7 protein-coding genes are annotated in these 18,527 nt (G+C 73.9%); 1 reads left to right on the top strand and 6 read right to left on the bottom strand.

Annotated features, from left to right (window positions below; all coding sequences use genetic code 11):
• Nucleotides 1-40 precede the first annotated feature (40 nt).
• Complete coding sequence (locus FRZ03_RS08400) at nt 41-721, top strand: HAD-IA family hydrolase (RefSeq protein WP_146464537.1); 681 nt, start codon at nt 41-43, stop codon at nt 719-721.
• 90 nt (nt 722-811) lie between these two features.
• On the opposite strand, the gene FRZ03_RS08395 is transcribed toward FRZ03_RS08400, so the two are convergent.
• The 6 genes from FRZ03_RS08395 to FRZ03_RS08370 all read right to left on the bottom strand — a co-directional run.
• Nucleotides 812-1,996 (bottom strand): cytochrome P450, encoded by a 1,185-nt coding sequence (locus FRZ03_RS08395; protein ID WP_146464536.1) that lies wholly within the window; start codon nt 1,994-1,996, stop codon nt 812-814.
• Nucleotides 1,997-2,038: 42 nt separating this feature from the next.
• Nucleotides 2,039-3,274 (bottom strand): LLM class flavin-dependent oxidoreductase, encoded by a 1,236-nt coding sequence (locus FRZ03_RS08390; RefSeq protein WP_146464535.1) that lies wholly within the window; start codon nt 3,272-3,274, stop codon nt 2,039-2,041.
• An 80-nt stretch (nt 3,275-3,354) separates the two neighbouring features.
• A complete protein-coding gene (locus FRZ03_RS08385; protein WP_146464534.1) occupies nt 3,355-4,113 on the bottom strand; it encodes an arylamine N-acetyltransferase family protein in 759 nt (252 codons plus the stop codon).
• A gap of 32 nt (nt 4,114-4,145) precedes the next feature.
• Nucleotides 4,146-9,428: a type I polyketide synthase gene (locus FRZ03_RS08380; RefSeq protein WP_146464533.1), complete on the bottom strand. Its 5,283-nt coding sequence runs from the start codon at nt 9,426-9,428 to the stop codon at nt 4,146-4,148.
• Nucleotides 9,429-9,511: 83 nt separating this feature from the next.
• Nucleotides 9,512-16,090: a type I polyketide synthase gene (locus FRZ03_RS08375; protein ID WP_146464532.1), complete on the bottom strand. Its 6,579-nt coding sequence runs from the start codon at nt 16,088-16,090 to the stop codon at nt 9,512-9,514.
• A gap of 28 nt (nt 16,091-16,118) precedes the next feature.
• The coding region (locus FRZ03_RS08370) for a beta-ketoacyl reductase (RefSeq protein ID WP_146464531.1) at nt 16,119-18,527 on the bottom strand (2,409 nt) is incomplete at its 5' end.

Genomic DNA, 18,527 nt, shown 5'->3' with positions numbered 1-18,527 from the left:
ACCGGTTGCGCGCCGTGACCACGTTCCACGGGAGTCCCCGATGATCAGCCAGTCCGTTCCTTCCGTCCCTTCCCCTTCCGGCGTCACCTCGGTGGTCTTCGACCTCGACGGCGTCCTCGTCAACAGCTTCGCGGTGATGCGCGAGGCGTTCACCCTCGCCTACGCGGAGGTCGTCGGGCCGGGCGAGCCGCCGTTCGAGGAGTACAACCGGCATCTGGGCCGCTACTTCCCCGACATCATGCGCATCATGGGGCTGCCGCTGGAGATGGAGGAACCCTTTGTCCGCGAGAGCTACCGGCTCGCCCACCTGGTGGAGGTGTTCGACGGCGTGCCGGAGCTGCTGGGGGAGCTGCGCCGCCGGGGGGTCCGGCTGGCCGTGGCCACCGGCAAGAGCGGCCCGCGGGCCCGTTCGCTGCTGGACACGATCGGTATCCGCGACCGGTTCGACGCTGTCCTCGGCTCGGACGAGGTGCCGCGGGCCAAGCCGGCGCCCGACATCGTGCTCAAGGCGATGGAGCTGCTGGGCGCCGACCCCGGGCGGACGGTGATGGTCGGCGACGCCGTCACCGACCTCGCCAGCGCCCGCGGCGCGGGTGTCACCGCGGTGGCCGCGCTGTGGGGCGAGACGGACGAGGCGACGCTGCTCGCCGCGGACCCCGATGTCGTCCTGCGTCACCCGGCGGAACTCCTGGCGCTGTGCCCGGCGGTGCCGGTGCCCTGACACTCAGGGGCGTCCGGCACCCCGGATGCGTCGACGGCGGTGCGGAGGGCGGCCGGGACCGGCAGCGTTCCGCACCGCCGTCTCCTCTGCTCACCGGGGAGCGAACTCCACCGGCAGGGACGTCAGGGAGCGGATGAACGGGTTGGGCTTGGCGCCGACCTCGGCGACCGGTACGGCCAGGCGCAGGTCGGGGAAGCGCAGGAACAGGCTCTCCAGCGCGGTCTGCGCCTCCACGCGGGCCAGCGGCGCGCCGATGCAGTAGTGCACGCCCTGGCCGAACTGGAGGTGCATCACGTTGCCCCGCGTGAGGTCCAGCCGCTCTCCGTCGGTGACGTGCGCGGGGTCGCAGTGGGCGGCGTCCATGTCCAGCAGCACCTGCTCGCCCGCGGCTATCGTGACGCCGCCGATCTCGACGTCCTCGTCGGCGAAGCGCACGACGAGGATGCCGGGCCCGGCGTGCCGCAGCAGCTCGTCCAGGTTCCGGCCGGCCAGCTCGGGGTCCGCGCGCAGCAGGTCGAGCTGGTCCGGCCGGGTCAGCAGCGAGAAGACGGCGTTGCTGATGAAGCTGCCGGTCAGTTCGTAGCCGGCGATCAGCATCATGCGGGCGGTGGCGACCACCTCGCGGTGGCTGAGCCGGTCGTCCTCGTGCGCCGACATCAGCGCGCTGATCAGGTCGTCCTTGGGGTCCTCGCGCCGCTCCTCGGCCAGGTTCTCCACGTAGGACCACAGTTTCGCGGAGGCATCCGCGGAGCGGGCGGCGGCCTCCGGGTCGAACGGCGGCAGCAGCATCAGGTCGGCCCACTGGTGGAACTCGGTGCGGTCGGCGATGGGCACGCCGAGCAGCTCGCAGATCACCTGCATGGGCAGCGGGACGGCCAGCGCGGAGACCAGGTCCGCCCGGCCGTCGGCGGCGACGGCGTCCAGCAGACTGTCGGTGATCTCCCGCACGCGCGGCCGCAGGGCTTCCACCCGGCGCGCGGTGAACGCCGTGCCCAGCAGTCGGCGCAGCCGGGTGTGCTCGGGCGGGTTGGTGCCCATCAGCGTGTCCTCGAACAGCCCGCTCACCGGGGTCTTCTGCCCCCGTGAGGCGGCGTAGGCGGCGGCCGGGCTCATCCTGGGGTGCGCGAGGCACTCACGTACCTCGTCGAACCGGGACACGAGCCACGCGGCGGTGCCGTGCATCTCGATCCGCCGCGGCGGGCCGTTCTTGCGCAGCTCCTCGGCGACGCTCTGCGGGTCGAGGACGCGCATCTCTTCTTCGGATGTCTGAGCCATGGTGACGCGATCTCCTTGCGAGTAAGCGGGTCGGTAAGCGGGTCAGGGGGCCGGGTTCGGGCTGCGGGCGGGGATGACGTAGGCGGGATCGGCTGTGCGGGGCGGTTCACGCCGGGCCAGGGCGGCGTCGAGGGCGGGCTGAAGCCGGGCGGCCTTCGCCTGCGCGGCCCGCTCGTGCCGCTCCTTGAACTCGGGCATCACCTCGCGGGCGAACAGCTCCAGCGACTCGCAGACGTGCTCGTGCCGGGTCCCGCCGCCCTGCACCAGGAAGATCGCCTGGTCGAGGCCGGCCTCCTCGTGCTGCCGCAGGAACCGCCGGATCTGCTCCGGGGTGCCCACCGCGCCGCGCGCCGGGTTGCCCAGCGGCATACCGGGCCTGCCGAAGGCGGCACGGCCCATGCCGTAGCGGTCGCGGTCGCGCTGGAACGTCTCCCACAGCCGGGTCCGGCCGGGGGCGGCGGCGCCGAAACCGGCGTAGAAACCGAGTCCGAAGTTGAAGAACTGGACGCCGTCGGCGCCGCGTTCCACGGCGGTCGCCTCGTCCTGGTGGCAGAACATCGGGATGGTCGCGGCGACCTGCGCGTTGACCGCGAACCCGGCGGGCACGCAGTCCGCGGACTCGAGGCCCTCGTAATAGGCGTCGACCCACTTCCTGGTCTCGGCCGGGCCGAAGAAGGAGAAGTTGAGCGCGCCGAGCCCCTTGGCGGCAGCGAGCCGGATGGCATCCCGGTTGCCGCAGGCCATCCACATCGGCGGGTGCGGCTTCTGCCGGGTCTTGGGCAACACGTTGCGGACCGGCGCCGAGACGTACTTGCCCTCGTACCCGGCGAACGGCTCCTCCACGAACATGCGGGCCACGGCGTCCACCGCCTCCGCCCACTGGTCCCGTTTGACGGCACGCTCCACACCGAACCCCGCCAGCTCGGTGGGGGTGGTGGACTCGCCGGTGCCGAACTCCACGCGTCCCCCGGACAACAGGTCCAGCGTGGCGATCCGCTCGGCGATCCGCGCGGTCGGGTTGAAACCCGGCGGCATCAGGGCGACGGCGTGCCCGATCCGGATACGGCTGGTGCGCTGGCTGACCGCGCCGAGGAACACCTCCGGCCCGGACATGTGCGAGTACTCCTCCAAGAAGTGGTGCTCGGGACACCACACATGGTCGAAGCCCAACTGGTCGGCCAGTTCTATCTCCGCCAGCATGTCGTGGAAGAGCCGGTATTCGGAGTCCTCGGTCCAGGGGCGGGGCAGCTGGGCACCGTACAACAGGCCGAACTTCATGGGCGCATCACTTTCCGCTGGCGGCGGTCGGCCGGGAACGGGGACGGGGGCGGGGCTGGGGGGCGACGGCCCCGGACGGGTCAGTCGCGGCCGTCCCAGTAGGTGGCGATCACCTCGGCACGCTGTGCGGGGTCGACGAGGACGGAGACCTTCTCGTGGCCGTCCTCGACGGTCGTGAACATGTTGCTGGTGAGGAACACCTGTCCCCGCTCGGTGGCACGCCGGCGCCGGCGCATCGCGGCGAGGATGGCCGGCCCGTTGCCGCCGCCGACGCCCTCCCAGGCGTCGTAGGTCCGGGGCGCGGTGGTGAAACGGTAGGTGGTGCGCCAGTCGTGTCCCAGCGTCTTGGCCTGGAGCACGAGGAACCCGTCCCGCCGCACCAGCCGGAACGCGCAGCCGTACTGCCACTGCGGCTCGTCCTCCACCAGCCGCAGCGGCTCGGTGAAGCAGAGCCCGGCGTGTCCGACGTCGGCCAGCCACTCCTCGCCGTCGATCCGGACGAGCATCAGCATGTGCTCCGGGTCGGGTGCGAAGGTGTTACCGGGCAGGTAGGTGCCGCCGCTGAGCACGTCCAGGTCGTAGCCCAGTTCGCGCAGGAGCCGGGCGAACAGGGTGTTGAGCTCCAGGCACATGCCGCCGGCGCCGGTCGGCACGATGGCCTCGAAGGCCTTGTCGACGTCGATGTCCGCCATGTTCACCGCGCTGAGCCGGTGGGTGTGCGCGGTGTCGTAGGGGACGGACGTGAGGTGACTGCGGTGCAGCCGCCGCAGGTTCACCAGGGTCGGCGCGGGTGGCCGGTCGAATCCCAGGCGTGCCAGGTAGGCATCGGTGCTGAACATGTGCCATCCCTTTCTCGTTCGCATCGCGCTCGCTATGAGTTGGCGTCCGTGTCCGCGTTCGGAACGCTCAGTTCGTCCCGCAACTGCCGGGCCAGCATCCGCAGAGTCGGGTGGTCGAAGACGAAGCTGGGCGGCAGCCGCAGCGCCGTGTGCCGGGCCAGGCGGTCGCGGAGTTCCACCGCCATCAGGGAGTCCAGGCCGATCTCGGTGAACACCACGTCCGGGTCGAGGGCGGTGGACGCCGTGTGCCCGAGGACCTGCCCGGCCTCCTGTAGCACCAGGCCGAGCAGTACGCCCTCCCGCTCCTCCGCGTCCAGACCGGCCAGCCGCGCGGACACCGGCTCCTCCTCGGCCGCGAGCGCCGGCGCCCGTCGTGCCGGGGGCACCAGGGTCCGCATCGGCGGAACGACGGGTCCGGCGGCGGCCTGGGCGCGCAGGGCGGCGAGGTCCAGTTTCATCGGCACCACCACGGGCAGGCCGGTGCGCAGCGCGGCGTCGAAGAGCTGCATGCCCTCGGCGGGTGCCAGTGCGGCGACGCCGCCCCGTGTCGTCCGGTGCCGCTCGGTGGCCGCGAGCCGCCCGGTCATACCGGTACCTGCGGCCTGTTCCCACATGCCCCACGCCAGCGACACGGCGGGCAGGCCCGCGGCGCGGCGCCGGTGCGCGAGCGCGTCGAGGTAGGCGTTGGCGGCGGCGTAGTTGCCCTGCCCCGGGTTGCCCAGGACACCGGCGGCGGAGGAGAACAGGACGAACGCGGCGAGTCCGGAGTCCCGGGTCAGCTCGTCCAGGTGACGCGCGCCGTCGGCCTTGGCCCGCAGCACTGTGTCGAGCCGCTCCGGCGTCAGGGCGGTCAGCACCCCGTCGTCCAGCACACCCGCCGCGTGCACTACGGCGGTCAGCGGTGCGTCGGCGGGCACCTCGCCCAGCAGCGCCGCCACGGCGTCCCGATCCGCGACATCGCACGCCGCGATGCGTACCCGGGCTCCCGTCGCCGCCAGTTCCGCCGCCAGTCCGGCGGCACCGGGGGCCTTCTCCCCGCGCCGTCCGGCCAGCACCAGACTCCGCACCCCGTGCACCGCCACCAGGTGCCGGGCCACGACCGCGCCGAGGGCACCGGTACCGCCGGTGACGAGGACGGTGCCGTCGCCCAGGCCGCCGTACGGCACGTCACCCGCCGCCGCTCGGACGAGCCGCCGGGTGAACCACTGACCGTCACGCAGGGCCAACTGCGGCTCGTCGGCGGCAGGGAGCTGAGCGAGCGCTCCGGTGCCCCAGTCGGTGTCGGTACCTGTGTCGGCGTCGACGAGGAGGACACGCCCCGGGTTCTCCGCCTGCGCGGAGGCCATCAGACCCCACACCGCGGCCGTTGCCGGGTCGGCCGACTCGCCCTCCCGGACGGTGACGGCGCCCCGCGTCACCACGACCAGTCGGCTGGACAGCAGCGACGGCTCGGCCAGCCACGCCCGTGCCACCCGCAACGCCCGTCCGGTCACCTCCCGCACATCGGCTGCCGCACCGCGGAGGTCCAGCAGCAGTGTGTCCGGTGTCTCGGGCGCGGCGGACAGCCGGTGCACGTCGCCGGCGTCGGCCACCGGCACCGGACGGAGGGCCCGGGACTCGCCCCGTGCCGGCACCTCCTGCCAGGCGACGCGGAACATCCGGTCAGCCGTGGCCGCCGTCCCGGTGAGCTGCCCGGGGTCGACCGGCCGGGACACCACCGACCCGAGCGACGCGATCGGGGCACCGGTACCGTCGGCCAGTTCGAGGGTCATGGTGTGCGTGCCGCTCAGGGTCACCCGGACCCGCAACGCCGAGACACCGGACGCGTGCAGCGTCACGTCACGGTAGGCGAAGGGCAGTACCAGCTGTGGCTCGGCCTCGTCACGCTCGTGGAAGGCCAGGGTGTGCATGGCGGCGTCGAGGAGCGCGGGGTGCAGCCCGAACGTCGCCGCCATGTCACGGTGCTCGTCCGCGAGGGCCACTTCCGCGTACACGGCGCCGTCACCGCGCCAGGCCGCCCGCAGCCCTTGGAACACGGGCCCGTAGCGGTACCCGGCCTGCTCCAGACCGTCGTACAGCCCCTCGATGTCCGCCGGGTCCACGGCCACCGCGTCGGCCGGCGGCCAGACCGTCAGGCCGACCGTCGACGCGGCCGTGGCCGCGACCACGTCCGTGTCGTCCTCGGGGCGCAGAGTGCCGGAGGCGTGCCGCGTCCACGGCGTTCCCAGCCCGGCGTCCTCGGCACGGGAGTGGACGCGCACGGCGCGGCGGCCGGCACCGTCGTCAGCCGCGACGCTGACACGCACCTGCGCGGCGGCGCCCTCCGCGAGAACCATGGGAGCCTCCATCACCAGCTCCTCGACGGCACCGCAGCCGACCTCGTCACCGGCACGCAACGCCAGCTCCACGAAGGCCGCACCGGGCAGCAGTACCGCCCCGGCCGCGACGTGGTCGGCCAGCCACGGGTGCGTGGCGAGCGACAGGCGCGAGGTGAACAGCACCTCACCCGACTCCGGTACTTCGACCACCGCGCCCAGCAGCGGATGCCCGAGGCCGTCCACCCCGGCGGCCGATACGTCACCGGCGGCACCGGGGGCGCCCTCGCCGGTCAGCCAGTAGTGCGCGCGCTGGAAGGCGTAGGTCGGCAGCTCGGGCATGAGCGGGGGACGGGCCGTGGTGCCGTGGAGGACGCCGAGGTCGACGGGGACGCCGGCGGTGTGGAGTCGGGCGAGGGCGGAGGTGAGGGTGCGTACTTCGTCGCCGTCGTGGCGTAGTGCGGGGACGAATACGGGCTGGCTCTGCGTGTCGTGGTCGAGGTTTTCGCGGGCCATGGCGGTGAGGGTGCTGTCGGGGCCGAGTTCGAGGTAGGTGGTGATGCCGTGGTCGGCGAGGGTGTGGATGCCGTCGGCGAAGCGTACGGTCGCGCGTATGTGGTGGGCCCAGTAGGCGGGGGTGCACAGTGTCTCGGGGTCGGCGAGTTGTCCGGTGGTGTTGGAGAGGAGGGGGAGAGTGGGGGTGTGGAAGGTGAGGTTTTCGAGTGCGTGTTGGAATTCGGTGAGTATGGGTTCCATGTGGGCGGAGTGGAAGGCGTGGGAGACGTTCAGGCGGCGGGTGCGTATGCCGTGTGCGGCTAGTTCTTGTGCTGTTTTGAGGAGGGGTTGTTCGTCGCCGGACAGGACGGTGGAGGTGGGGCTGTTGAGGGCTGCGATGTCGATGCCGGGGTGTGGGGGGATGTTGTGTTCGGTGGTGGCGACGGCGATCATCGCGCCGCCTTGGGGGAGTGTTTCCATCAGGCGTGCGCGGGTGGTGACGAGGGTGGCGGCGTCTTTGAGTGAGAGCACGCCTGCGATGTGTGCGGCTGTCACTTCGCCGATGGAGTGTCCGGCGACGATGTCGGGTGTGATGCCCCAGGAGGTGATGAGTCGGTAGAGGGCGACTTCCAGGGCGAACAGTGCGGCTTGGGTGTACTTGGTCCGGTCGAGGCGGTTCTGGTCGTTGCCGAGGACGGTTTCGCGGATGTCTCCGCCGAGGGCTGCGCAGACTTCGTCGAAGGCTTCGCGGTACACGGGGAAGGCTTGGTGGAGTTCACGTCCCATGCCGGCTCGTTGGGAGCCCTGGCCGGTGAACAGCACGGCCAGCCGTCCGCGTGTGACGGTGCCCGTGACGACGCCGGGTGCCTTCTCGCCCCGTGCCAGCGCGTCCAGGCCCGCCAGCGCCTCGTCCCGGTCGCGGGCCAGGACCACCGCGCGGTCGGGCAGCGCGGCCCGGCCCAGGGCCAGCGCGGCGCCCAGGGCGGCCAGGTCCATCTCCGCGTGTGCCCTGGCGTGGTCCCGTATCTGCCGTGCCTGCGCCCGCAGGGCTGCCGTGCCGTGTCCGGAGAGGAGCAACGGCACCACGGGGAGGGCGGCCGGGCCGGGTGTCTGGGCCGACTCCTGTTCCGGGGCCTGTTCGAGGATGACGTGGGCATTGGTGCCACTGATGCCGAATGCGGAGACACCGGCCCTTCTGGGCCGTTCGACCTCGGGCCAGGGCCGCTGTTCCGTCAGCAGTTCCACCGCGCCCGCCGACCAGTCGACCTGTGGTGTGGGGGCGTCCACGTGCAGGGTGCGCGGCAGGATTCCGTGCTGGAGGGCCAGTACCGTCTTGATGACGCCGGCCACGCCCGCGGCGGCCTGGGCGTGTCCGATGTTGGACTTCAAGGACCCGAGCAGCAGCGGGCGTTCGCGGTCCTGGCCGTAGGTGGCCAGGACCGCCTGGGCCTCGATGGGGTCGCCCAGTGCCGTGCCCGTACCGTGCGCCTCGACCGCGTCGACGTCGGACGCGGTGAGGCGGGCGTCGGCCAGAGCCTGGCGGATGACGCGCTGCTGAGAGGGGCCGTTGGGGGCGGTGAGGCCGTTGGAGGCGCCGTCCTGGTTGACCGCGCTACCGCGCAGCACCGCCAGCACGCGGTGGCCCAGGCGCTGGGCATCCGACAGCCGTTCGAGGAGCAGGACGCCCGCGCCCTCGGCGAAGATCGTGCCGTCCGCGGCGGCGGCGAACGCCTTGCAGCGGGCGTCGGCGGCGAGGCCGCGCTGCCGGGAGAAACCGATGTAGGCGCGGGGGGTGCCGAGGACGGTGACACCTGCGGCGAGGGCCATGGAACAGTCACCCGCGCGCAGGGCCCGCGCCGCGAGGTGGAGGGCCACCAGGGAGGCTGAGCAGGCGGTGTCGACGGTGACGGCGGGGCCCTCGAAGCCGAAGATGTAGGAGATCCGGCCGGACAGCACGCTGCCCGCCCCGGAGGTCATCAGGTAGCTCTCCAGCTCCTCCGGGAGTCCGGTGAGTTCGCTGCCGTAGTCGCTGCCCGCGAAGCCGGCGAAGACCCCGACGTCCTTGCCGCGCCACGCGGTCGCGTCGATGCCCGCGCGTTCGAAGGTCTCCCAGGACAGTTCGAGCAGGAGGCGCTGCTGGGGGTCCATGGTGACCGCTTCGCGCGGGGAGATGCCGAAGAAGGCGGCGTCGAAGTCGCCCGCGTCGTGCAGGAAGCCGCCCTCGCGGACGTAGCTGGTGCCGTGGTGGTCGGGGTCGGGGTGGAACAGGTTGTCCAGGTCCCAGCCGCGGTTCTCGGGGAAGGGCGTGATGCCGTCGTGGCCGCGGCGCACCAGGTCCCACAGTTCCTCGGGGGAGGTGACGCCGCCCGGGAGGCGGCAGGCCATCGCCACGACGGCGATCGGCTCGGACCGCTCGGCCTCCAGTTCGCGGACCCGCTGCTGGGAACGGCGGGCGTCCGCCAGCACGCGCTTGAGGTAGTCACGCAGCTTCCCGTCATCTGCCATGAGAGTTCGCTCCTGATGGAAACGCGTCGGAGGTCGGCCGGGCCGGGGCCTGGGCTGGGCCTGTGGTCGGAGGTCGCGGTCGGTCAGGTGGTGCCGAACTCCCGGTCGATGAGGTCGAACATGTCCTCGTCGGTCGCGGTGTCCACGTCGAACTCCTCGACATCGGTACCGGTGCGGGCCGGGTCCGCGGCCCTCCTCCACTGCTCGACGAGCGCGTTCAGGCGGGTCAGGACGGTGGCGTGGGTCGATGCGTCGGGGCTGGTCCCGGCCAGCGTCGCGGCCATGGCGTCGAGTTCGGTCAGCAGCAGCTCGGCCGGGTCGACCTCCTGGCCCAGCTCGGCGAGGAGGAAGCGGGCCAGGGCGGTGGGTGCGGGGTGGTCGAAGACGAGCGTGGCGGGCAGCCGGGTGCCGGCCCGGCGGGAGAGACGGTTGCGCAGCTCGACCGCGGTGAGCGAGTCGAAGCCGATCTCCTTGAAGGGCTGGTGGGGGTCGACGGCGTCGGCGGAGGAGTGGCCGAGGACGGCGGCGGCCTCCTGCTGGACCAGGTCGAGCAGGATCTTCTCCCGCTGTCCCGCGGTCGCTCCGGCGAGCCGGCCGGCCAGGTCGTCGGTGTCCGCCGCCGTGTTGTCGACGGTCCGGCGCGGGGCCCGGACGAGGGAGGCCAGCAGCGCGGGCAGGGTGCCGGTGCCGGCCAGGCCGCGCAGGGCGGCGAAGTCCATGCGGGCGGGCACCAGGACGGCGGCGGGGGTGCGCAGGGCGGCGTCGAACAGCTCCATGCCCTCGGGCACGGACAGGGCGAGCATGCCACCCTTGGCCATGCGTCGCTGGTCGGTGTCGTCGAGGTGGGCGCTCATGTCGGTGGCCTGGCCCCACAGCCCCCAGGCGAGGGAGGTGGCGGGCAGCCCGGCGGCGTGCCGGTGGCGGGCGAGCGCGTCGAGGAAGGCGTTGGCGGCGGAGTAGTTGCCCTGGCCCGGGGAGTCGAAGGTGCCGGCTCCGGAGGAGAAGACGACGAAGGCGCTCAGCGGCAGCGTGGCCGTCAGCTCGTGCAGGTTGAGCGCGGCGTCCACCTTGGGCCGGAACGTCGTGGCCAGCCGCTCCGGTGTCAGGGCGGTGATCACACCGTCGTCCAGGAGTCCGGCGGCGTGCACCACGGCGGTCAGCGGGGCGTCCGGCGGGATCGAGGCGAGCAGGGCGGCCGCCGCGGCCCGGTCTGCGACGTCGCAGGCGACGGTGCGGACGGTGGCGGCACCCAGGGCGCGCAGCTCGTCCTCCAGCTCGGGCACGCCGTCGGCGGCCCGGCCGCGCCGCCCGGCCAGGACGACGTGGCGCACACCGTGCTCGGTGACCATGCGCCGGGCCACCAGGCGGCCCAGGGTGCCCGTGCCGCCGGTGACCAGCACGGTGCCGTCGGAGTCGAGGGGGCGGGGCAGGGTGAAGACGTTCTTGCCGGTGTGCCGGCCCTGGCTCATGAACCGGAAGGCGGCCGGGGCCTCCCGTACGTCCCAGGTGTGCAGCGGAAGGGGACGCAGGACACCCTGCTCGAAGAGGGCGGCCAGGTCCCGCAGCATTTCCCCTATACGGTCGTCGCCCGCCTCGTGGAGGGAGAACGCCCGGTAGACGACGCCGGGGTGGGCGGTCGCCACCTCGGCGGGGTCGCGCAGGTCGCTCTTGCCCATCTCCAGGAAGCGCCCGCCGCGCGGCAGCAGCCGCAGGGAGGCGTCGACCAGGTCGCCGGCCAGCGAGTCGAGGACGATGTCGGCGCCGCGGCCCTGCGTGACGTCGAGGAAGCGGCGTTCGAACTCCGTGGTGCGGGAGCCGGCGATGCGGTCGGCGGGGACGCCGGTGGCGCGCACGGTGTCCCACTTGGCGGGGGACGCGGTGGCGAGGACGTCGGCGCCCCAGTGCCGGGCCAGCTGCACGGCGGCCATGCCGACACCGCCGGCGGCGGCGTGCACGAGGACCGTCTCGCCCGCGCGCAGCCCGGCGAGGTCGCGCAGGCCGTAGTAGGCGGTGAGGAAGGCCATGGGCACGGAGGCTGCCTGCTGGAAGGTCCAGCCGTCCGGGATCCTGGTGACGGTGCGCTGGTCGGCGACGGCGACGGGGCCGACGGCATCGGGGAACAGGCCCATCACCCGGTCGCCGACGGCGAGTGCGGTGACGTCGGGGCCGGTCTCGGTGACGATGCCCGCGCCCTCGTTGCCGAGGGTGGCCTCGACCTTGTTCATGCCGAGTGCGACCAGGACGTCCAGGAAGTTCAGGCCCGCGGCCCGTACCTCGACGCGGACCTGCCCGGCGGCGAGCGGTGCGAGCGCGGCGGGGGAGGGGCGCAGCGCCAGTCCTTCGAGGGTGCCGTCACTGCCGGGCTCCAGCCGCCACGCCGCCGCGTCCGCGGGGACGGTGAGCGCGCCGGTGGTGTCGGCGCGGGTGAGCCGGCGGGCGAAGCGGACGCCGTCGCGCAGGGCGAGCTGGGGTTCGGTCCCGGTGAGGACGGCGGGCAGCAGGGCGCGGGACGCCCGGGCTCCGTCGGTGTCCACCAGGGTGATCCGCTCGGGGTTCTCGGCCTGCGCGGACCGCAGCAGGCCGAGGGCGGCCGCGGCAGCGGGGTCGGTGAGTTCACGGTCGTGGTGCACGGCGACCGCGCCGTGGGTGAGGACCAGCAGCCGGGTGGCGTCCAGTTCGGGCGCGGTCAGCCAGGTCTGGAGCAGGTCGAGGACCCGGCCGGTGACGTCACGGGCGGCGTCGGCGTTCAGCCCGTCAGCCGCCGCTTCCAGTTCGAGGAGCAGCGTCTCGGGGATGCCCAGGTCGGCGGTCTCGGCGAGTTCACGAATGTCCTCGGCGGTCGCCACCGGCACGGGGTGCGGCGCGTCTTCGACGGGGCCGGGCGCGGGGAGTTCGTCCCAGCCGACGCGGAACAAACGGTCGCGGACGGGGGTGGTACGGGTGGCGGGCAGGTCCGTGGCGAGCGGCCGGGACACCACCGAGCCGACGGTGGCGACGGGCGCGCCCGTGCCGTCCGCCAGGTGCAGGGCGACCTCGTCGGCGCCGTGCGGGGTGACGCGGACGCGCAGCGCGGTCGCTCCGGCGGCGTGCAGGGCGACGTCGCGGTAGGCGAAGGGCAGGGCGAGCGCGGCGTCGGCGCCGGCCGGGGCGCGGAAGCCGATGGCGTGCATGGCGGAGTCCAGCAGCACAGGGTGCAGCCCGAACCCGTCGGCGGACAGCCCCTGGTCCGCGGCGAGGGCGACCTCGGCGAACACCTCCTCGCCCCGCGTCCACACCGCGCGCAGGCCCCGGAACGCCGGCCCGTAGCCGTATCCGGCGGCGGCCATCTCCTCGTACGCCTCCGTCACCCGCTCCGGGCCGACCGGGACCGCCCCGGTCGGCGGCCACGGGGCCAAGGCCTCCGGCGGGGTGCCGGCGGCCGGGGCCAGGAAGCCGCTGACGTGCCGGGTCCAGGCCGCGCCGGGGTCGCCGTTCGCCGGGAGGGAGCGCACGGACAGCGGGCGGCGGCCCTGCTCGTCCGCCTCGCCGACGAGGACCTGTACGCGTACGCCGTCGCCCTCGGCCAAGGGCAGCGGCGCCTCGACGACGAGCTCCTCCAGGGTGGGGCAGCCCACCTCGTCCCCGGCGCGCACCGCGAGCTCCACGAAGGCCGCGCCGGGCAGCAACACCGTGCCACCCGCCGCGTGGTCGGCCAGCCAGGGGTGGGTGCGCAGCGACAGGCGGGAGGTGAACAGCACGGGGCCGGAGCCGGACGCGGAGCCGGTTCCGGTCCCGGAGACCTCGGTGACCGCGCCGAGCAGCGGGTGCCCGGCCGGTGTCAGTCCGAGGCTCGCGGCGTCGCCGTGGCCCTGCCCCTGGCCCGACTCCAGCCAGTAATGCCGGTGCTGGAAGGCGTAGGTGGGCAGGTCGGTGACGGTCGGCCGCTCCGGGCCGCCGGCGTCCCCGGCGCCCCCGTCGGAGTCCGCCGCGCCGGCAAGGACCGCGGACCAGTCGACGGGCAGCCCGCCCACGTGTCCCTCCGCGAGCGAGGCCAGCATCCGGGGCGCGCCGCCCTCGCCGCGCCGCAGCGAACCCACGGCGACCGCCTCGGCTCCGGCGTCCTCGAAGAGCTGCTGCATGGCGGTGACCAACACGGGGTGGGCGCTGGACTCCACGAAGAACCCGAAGCCGTCGGCGAGCAGATCGCGCACGGCGGCCTCGAAGTCCACCGGGCGGCGTGCGTTGCTGAACCAGTACTCGGCGTCCAGGCCGACGGTGTCGAACGCGCCGCCGGTGACCGTCGAGTAGAACGGGACGGCCGAACGGCGCGGACGGACGTCGGCGAACATCGCGAGGATACGGTCGCGCAGCGGATCGACCTGGGCGCAGTGCGAGGCGACCGTGGAGCCGACGACACGGGCCCGCAGGCCGTCGGCCTCGCAGCCGGCCACGAACTCCGCAAGCGCCGCCTCCTCACCGGCGACCGTGACCGCGGCGGGCCCGTTGCGGCCGGCGACGGCCAGCCGCCCGTCCCACGCCGCGAGCCGCTTCTCCACAGCGTCGGCGGAGGCGGCGACGGAGGCCACCGCGCCCTTGCCGACCAGTTCCTCGGCGAACAGGGCGCTGCGCAGCACGACGATACGGGCCGCCTCCTCCAGCGTCAGCGCCCCGGCGACGTACGCCGCCGCGATCTCCCCCTGGCTGTGGCCGACCACCGCCGCCGGTGCCACCCCGGCCGCCGTCCACACCGCGGCCAGCGACACGTGCACCGCGAACAGCGCAGGCTGGAGCACCTCGATGCGCTCCATGGACGGCGCCGACGCGGCGCCCCGGACGACGTCGGTGACCGACCAGTCGAGGTGGCGGCCCAGCGCCTCGTCGCACTCGGCGAACCGGGCGGCGAACACGGGGGAGGAGTCGAGGAGTTCGGCCGCCATACCGGGCCACTGCGAGCCCTGGCCGGGGAAGACGAAGACGGTGTGCCCGGTGGTCGGGCCGCCGTCGCCCCGCACCACCTCGGGCGCCGGGGTGTTCTCGGCCAGCGCGGCCAGGCCGCGCAGCGCGGCGTCCCGGTCGGCGGCCAGTACGACACCGCGCTGTTCCAGCGCCGCGCGCCCGGTGGCCAGCGACCGGCCGAGGTCCGTCAGCGCCGCGCCGGGACGGTCCGTCACGTACGACCGCAGCCGCTCGGCCTGGGCGCGCAGCGCGGCCTCGCCGCGCCCGGAGACCAGCAGCGGCACGGGGGCGCCGGTCAGGAGCGGCTTCTCGGAAACCGCTTTGTCCACTGGACCGGTGGCGGCCGGGGCCTCCTCCAGGATCACGTGGGCGTTGGTGCCACTGATGCCGAAGCCGGACACGGCGGCCCGGCGCGGCCGTCCCGTCTCCGGCCACGCCTGCTCCTCGGTCAGCAGCTCCACGGCCCCCGCCGACCAGTCCACCTGCGGTGTCGGCGCATCCACGTGCAAGGTCCGCGGCAACACGCCGTGCCGCATCGCCATCACCATCTTGATGACTCCGGCCGCTCCGGCGGCGGCCTGCGTGTGCCCGATGTTCGACTTGACCGACCCCAGCCACAGCGGCCGTTCGCGGTCCCGGCCGTAGGTGGCCAGCAGCGCCTGCGCCTCGATGGGGTCGCCCAGCGCTGTACCGGTGCCGTGCGCCTCCACCACGTCCACCTCGGCAGCGGTCAGCCGGGCGTTCTTCAGCGCCCGCCGGATGACGCGCCGCTGCGAAGGGCCGTTCGGCGCCGTCAGTCCGTTCGACGCGCCGTCCTGGTTGACTGCCGAGCCCCTTACCACCGCGAGCACCGGATGGCCCGCCTCGACCGCGTCGGACAGCCGCTCCAGGAGCAGCACCCCGGCGCCCTCGGCGAACCCGGTACCGTCCGCCGCCGCCGCGAACGCCTTGCACCGGCCGTCGGGGGCGAGCCCGCGCTGCCGCGAGAAGCCGACGAACGCGTCGGATTCGGCCATCACCGTCACCCCGCCGGCCAGCGCCAGCGAGCACTCTCCGGCGCGCAGCGCCTGCGCCGCCAGGTGCAGGGTGACCAGCGAGGACGAGCACGCCGTGTCCACGGTCACCGCCGGCCCCTCGAAGCCCAGCACGTACGACACCCGGCCCGACAGCACACTGCCCGCCCCGCCCGTGAGGAGGAAGCCCGCGAGTTCCTCGGGGACCTCGGGCAGCCCGGCACCGTAGTCGTGGAAGGCGATGCCGGAGTACACACCCACGTCCTTGCCGCGCAGGCTCGTCGGGTCGATGCCGGCCCGCTCCAGCACCTCCCAGGACAGCTCCAGCATGATCCGCTGCTGCGGATCCATCGCCACGGCCTCGCGGGGCGAGATGCCGAAGAAACCCGCGTCGAACATCCCGGCGTCGTGCAGGAAGCCGCCCTCGCTGGCGTAGCTGGTGCCGGGGTGGTCGGGGTCGGGGTGGAACAGGTTGTCCAGGTCCCAGCCGCGGTCGGCCGGGAACCCGGTGATGCCGTCGCCCCCGCTGGACACCAGTTCCCACAGCTCCTCGGGCGAGGACACCCCGCCCGGCAGGCGGCAGGCCATGCCGACGACGGCGACGGGCGCCGTGGTGGCCGCGACCGCCTTGTCGTACTCGTGCTTCAGCCGGGCGTTGTCCTTCAGCGAGGCGCGCAGCGCTTCGACGATCTGTTCAGTCTGGCCGCTGCTCATGGCTGCTCCCACCGTGTCGAGTGCGCGATCACAACCGGTTCCCGTCCAGCGCTCGTTGGACCAGCCCGGCGACGTCCATTGCGTTGATCAGGTCGAGTTCCTCGGCGGCGTCCGTGGCGGACGGTGACTGCCCGCCGTCGTCCGGTCCGTCCACGCCGGCCGCCCGGGCGAGCTGCCGCAGCGCGTCCAGCAGCCCGGCCTCCCGGAACCGGCTGAACGGAACCGAGGCCAGCGTCCGGCGGAGCTCCTCCTCGTCCGCCTCGCTCAGTTCCTCGTCGGCCGGGTCCGCGAGCAGTTCGGTGCGCAGGTGCTCCACCAGCGCGGCGGGCGTGGGGTAGTCGAAGACGAGGGTGGCGGGCAGCTTGGTGCCCAGGGCGGCGCCGAGGGTGTTGCGCAGGTTGACCGCGGCGAGTGAGTCGAAGCCCATCTCCTGGAAGGCGCGCCCCGGCTTCACGGCCTCGGCGCCGCTGTGGCCCAGCGCGATTGCCGTGTGCTCGCGAACCGCCTTCATCAGCGCGCGTTCCCGCTCGGCGTCGGAGGCGGCGGCGAGCTGCCGCAGGAACTCCGAGGCTGACTCGTCGCCGGGATCGTCCGCCGCCAGCCCGTCGACGATCTCCCGTACGCCCGGCAGGTCGCCGATCAGCGGGCTCGGCCGCAGCGAGGTGAAGGCGGGCACGAACGCCGCCCAGTCGACGTCCACCACGGCCACCCGCGTGTCGTCACCCCGCACCGCGAGCGTGAGCGCCGCCATGGCCTCCTCGGGTGCCATCGGCAGCACACCACGCCGGCGCAACTGCTCCCGCGCAGCGGCGTCGGACGCCACACCGAACCCGTCGATCACACCCCAGGCCACCGAGGTGGCCGTCAGCCCCCGTGCCCGCCGCCGTTCGATCAGCGCGTCGAGCTGGGCGTTGGCGGCACCGATGAGCCCCTGCCCACCGCCGCCCCACACACTGGCCACGGAGGAGAAGACGACGAACAGGTCCAGGTCCCGTCCGGTCAGCAGCGCGTCGAGGTGCCACAGCCCGTCGACCTTGGCTGCCAGCGTCTGCGCCAGTTCCTCGACGGTGGTGACGTCCGTCTGGGCGACGCGCGCGAGATCGGCGGTGTGCACGACGCCGGAGAGTTCCGGCACGACGGCGGGCCCGGAGAGCAGCCGCGCGAGCGCCTCCCGGTCGCCGAGGTCGACCTGACGAACGGTGATCTTCGTGCCGTGCGCCCTCAGCTCGTCGCACACCTTCCGCACCCGTGGCGCCTCCGGGTCCGACGAGACGGTCAGCACCAGGTGCTCGGCCCCGGCCTCGGCGAGCCAGCGCGCTGCGTGCCGGCCGAGGCCCTCGGTGCCGCCGGTGACCAGCACGGTGCCGCGTGGCCGCCACTCCGGTCCCGCCGTCGCGCCCGGGAGCAGCGGACGGCCGCTCATCCTGCGCACCAGCGCGCCTGTGGGCCGGACCGCGAACTGGTCCTCACCGTCCGGGGCGGCCAGCACCCCGAGCAGGGTGCGGGCGGCCCGCTCGTCGAACACCTCGGGCAGGTCGACCAACCCACCCCAGCGGTCCGGCTGTTCCAGTGCCGCGGCGAGCCCGAGCCCCCACACGGCCGCCTGCTCGGGGGCGTCGATGCCGTCCGTGCCACCGACGGCGACCGCGCCCCGGGTGGCGCAGTACAACCGGTGCCCCGAGCCCAGGTCGCCGAGCGCCTGCACCAGCGCCAGGGTCGCCGCGACACCCTCGGTGAGCGTGGCACCGCCCGGCCGCGGACGCCGGTCGAGCGCGAGCAGCGACAGGACGCCGCCGACGTCGTCCACTCCCGCCAGCGCGCCCCGCAGCGTCTCGGCCAGCCCGCCCCGGTCGGCGGCGGCCCCGGCCCGTACGACGACAGTGCGCAGCCCCTGCCGGTCCAGCGCCGGCGCGACCCGCTCGGTGTACTCCTCGGCACCGCCGCCGTCCGGGAGCACGACCAGCCAGGTGCCGGACGGCACCCCGGACGCGGCGCCGGGCAGCGGCTTCCACAGCACCTCGTAGCGCAGCCGGTCCGCCGCGGCCCGCTCGTCACGTCGGCGCCGCCACGCCGACAGCATGCCCAGCGCCCCGCCGACGGCGTCCAGTTCCGCACCGTCCCGCACCCCCAGCGCCTCACCCACGGACTTGAGGTCCTCGCGCTCGACGGCATCCCAGAAACGGGCGTCGGCATCATCGGCGGCACCGGGGGCGCCCTCGCCGGTCAGCCAGTAGTGCGCGCGCTGGAAGGCGTAGGTCGGCAGCTCGGGAAGGTGAACGGGCGGGAGGGACACGCCGAGGTCGACGGGGACGCCGGCGGTGTGGAGTCGGGCGAGGGCGGAGGTGAGGGTGCGTACTTCGTCGCCGTCGTGGCGTAGTGCGGGGACGAATACGGGCTGGCTCTGCGTGTCGTGGTCGAGGTTTTCGCGGGCCATGGC

The sequence above is a fragment of the Streptomyces misionensis genome, assembly GCF_007896895.1.
In the GTDB taxonomy this organism is placed as follows: domain Bacteria; phylum Actinomycetota; class Actinomycetes; order Streptomycetales; family Streptomycetaceae; genus Streptomyces; species Streptomyces misionensis_A.
Note: the sequence above shows the minus strand (reverse complement) of the source record. Positions and strands in the feature narration are given on the sequence as shown.

Excerpts from the sequence above, each read along its gene's own strand:
- FRZ03_RS08385 (WP_146464534.1), bottom strand. The coding sequence starts at position 4,113 with ATGTTCAGCACCGATGCCTACCTGGCACGCCTGGGATTCGACCGGCCA.
- FRZ03_RS08390 (WP_146464535.1), bottom strand. The coding sequence starts at position 3,274 with ATGAAGTTCGGCCTGTTGTACGGTGCCCAGCTGCCCCGCCCCTGGACC.
- FRZ03_RS08395 (WP_146464536.1), bottom strand. The coding sequence starts at position 1,996 with ATGGCTCAGACATCCGAAGAAGAGATGCGCGTCCTCGACCCGCAGAGC.
- FRZ03_RS08375 (WP_146464532.1), bottom strand. The coding sequence starts at position 16,090 with ATGAGCAGCGGCCAGACTGAACAGATCGTCGAAGCGCTGCGCGCCTCG.
- FRZ03_RS08380 (WP_146464533.1), bottom strand. The coding sequence starts at position 9,428 with ATGGCAGATGACGGGAAGCTGCGTGACTACCTCAAGCGCGTGCTGGCG.
- FRZ03_RS08400 (WP_146464537.1), top strand. The coding sequence starts at position 41 with ATGATCAGCCAGTCCGTTCCTTCCGTCCCTTCCCCTTCCGGCGTCACC.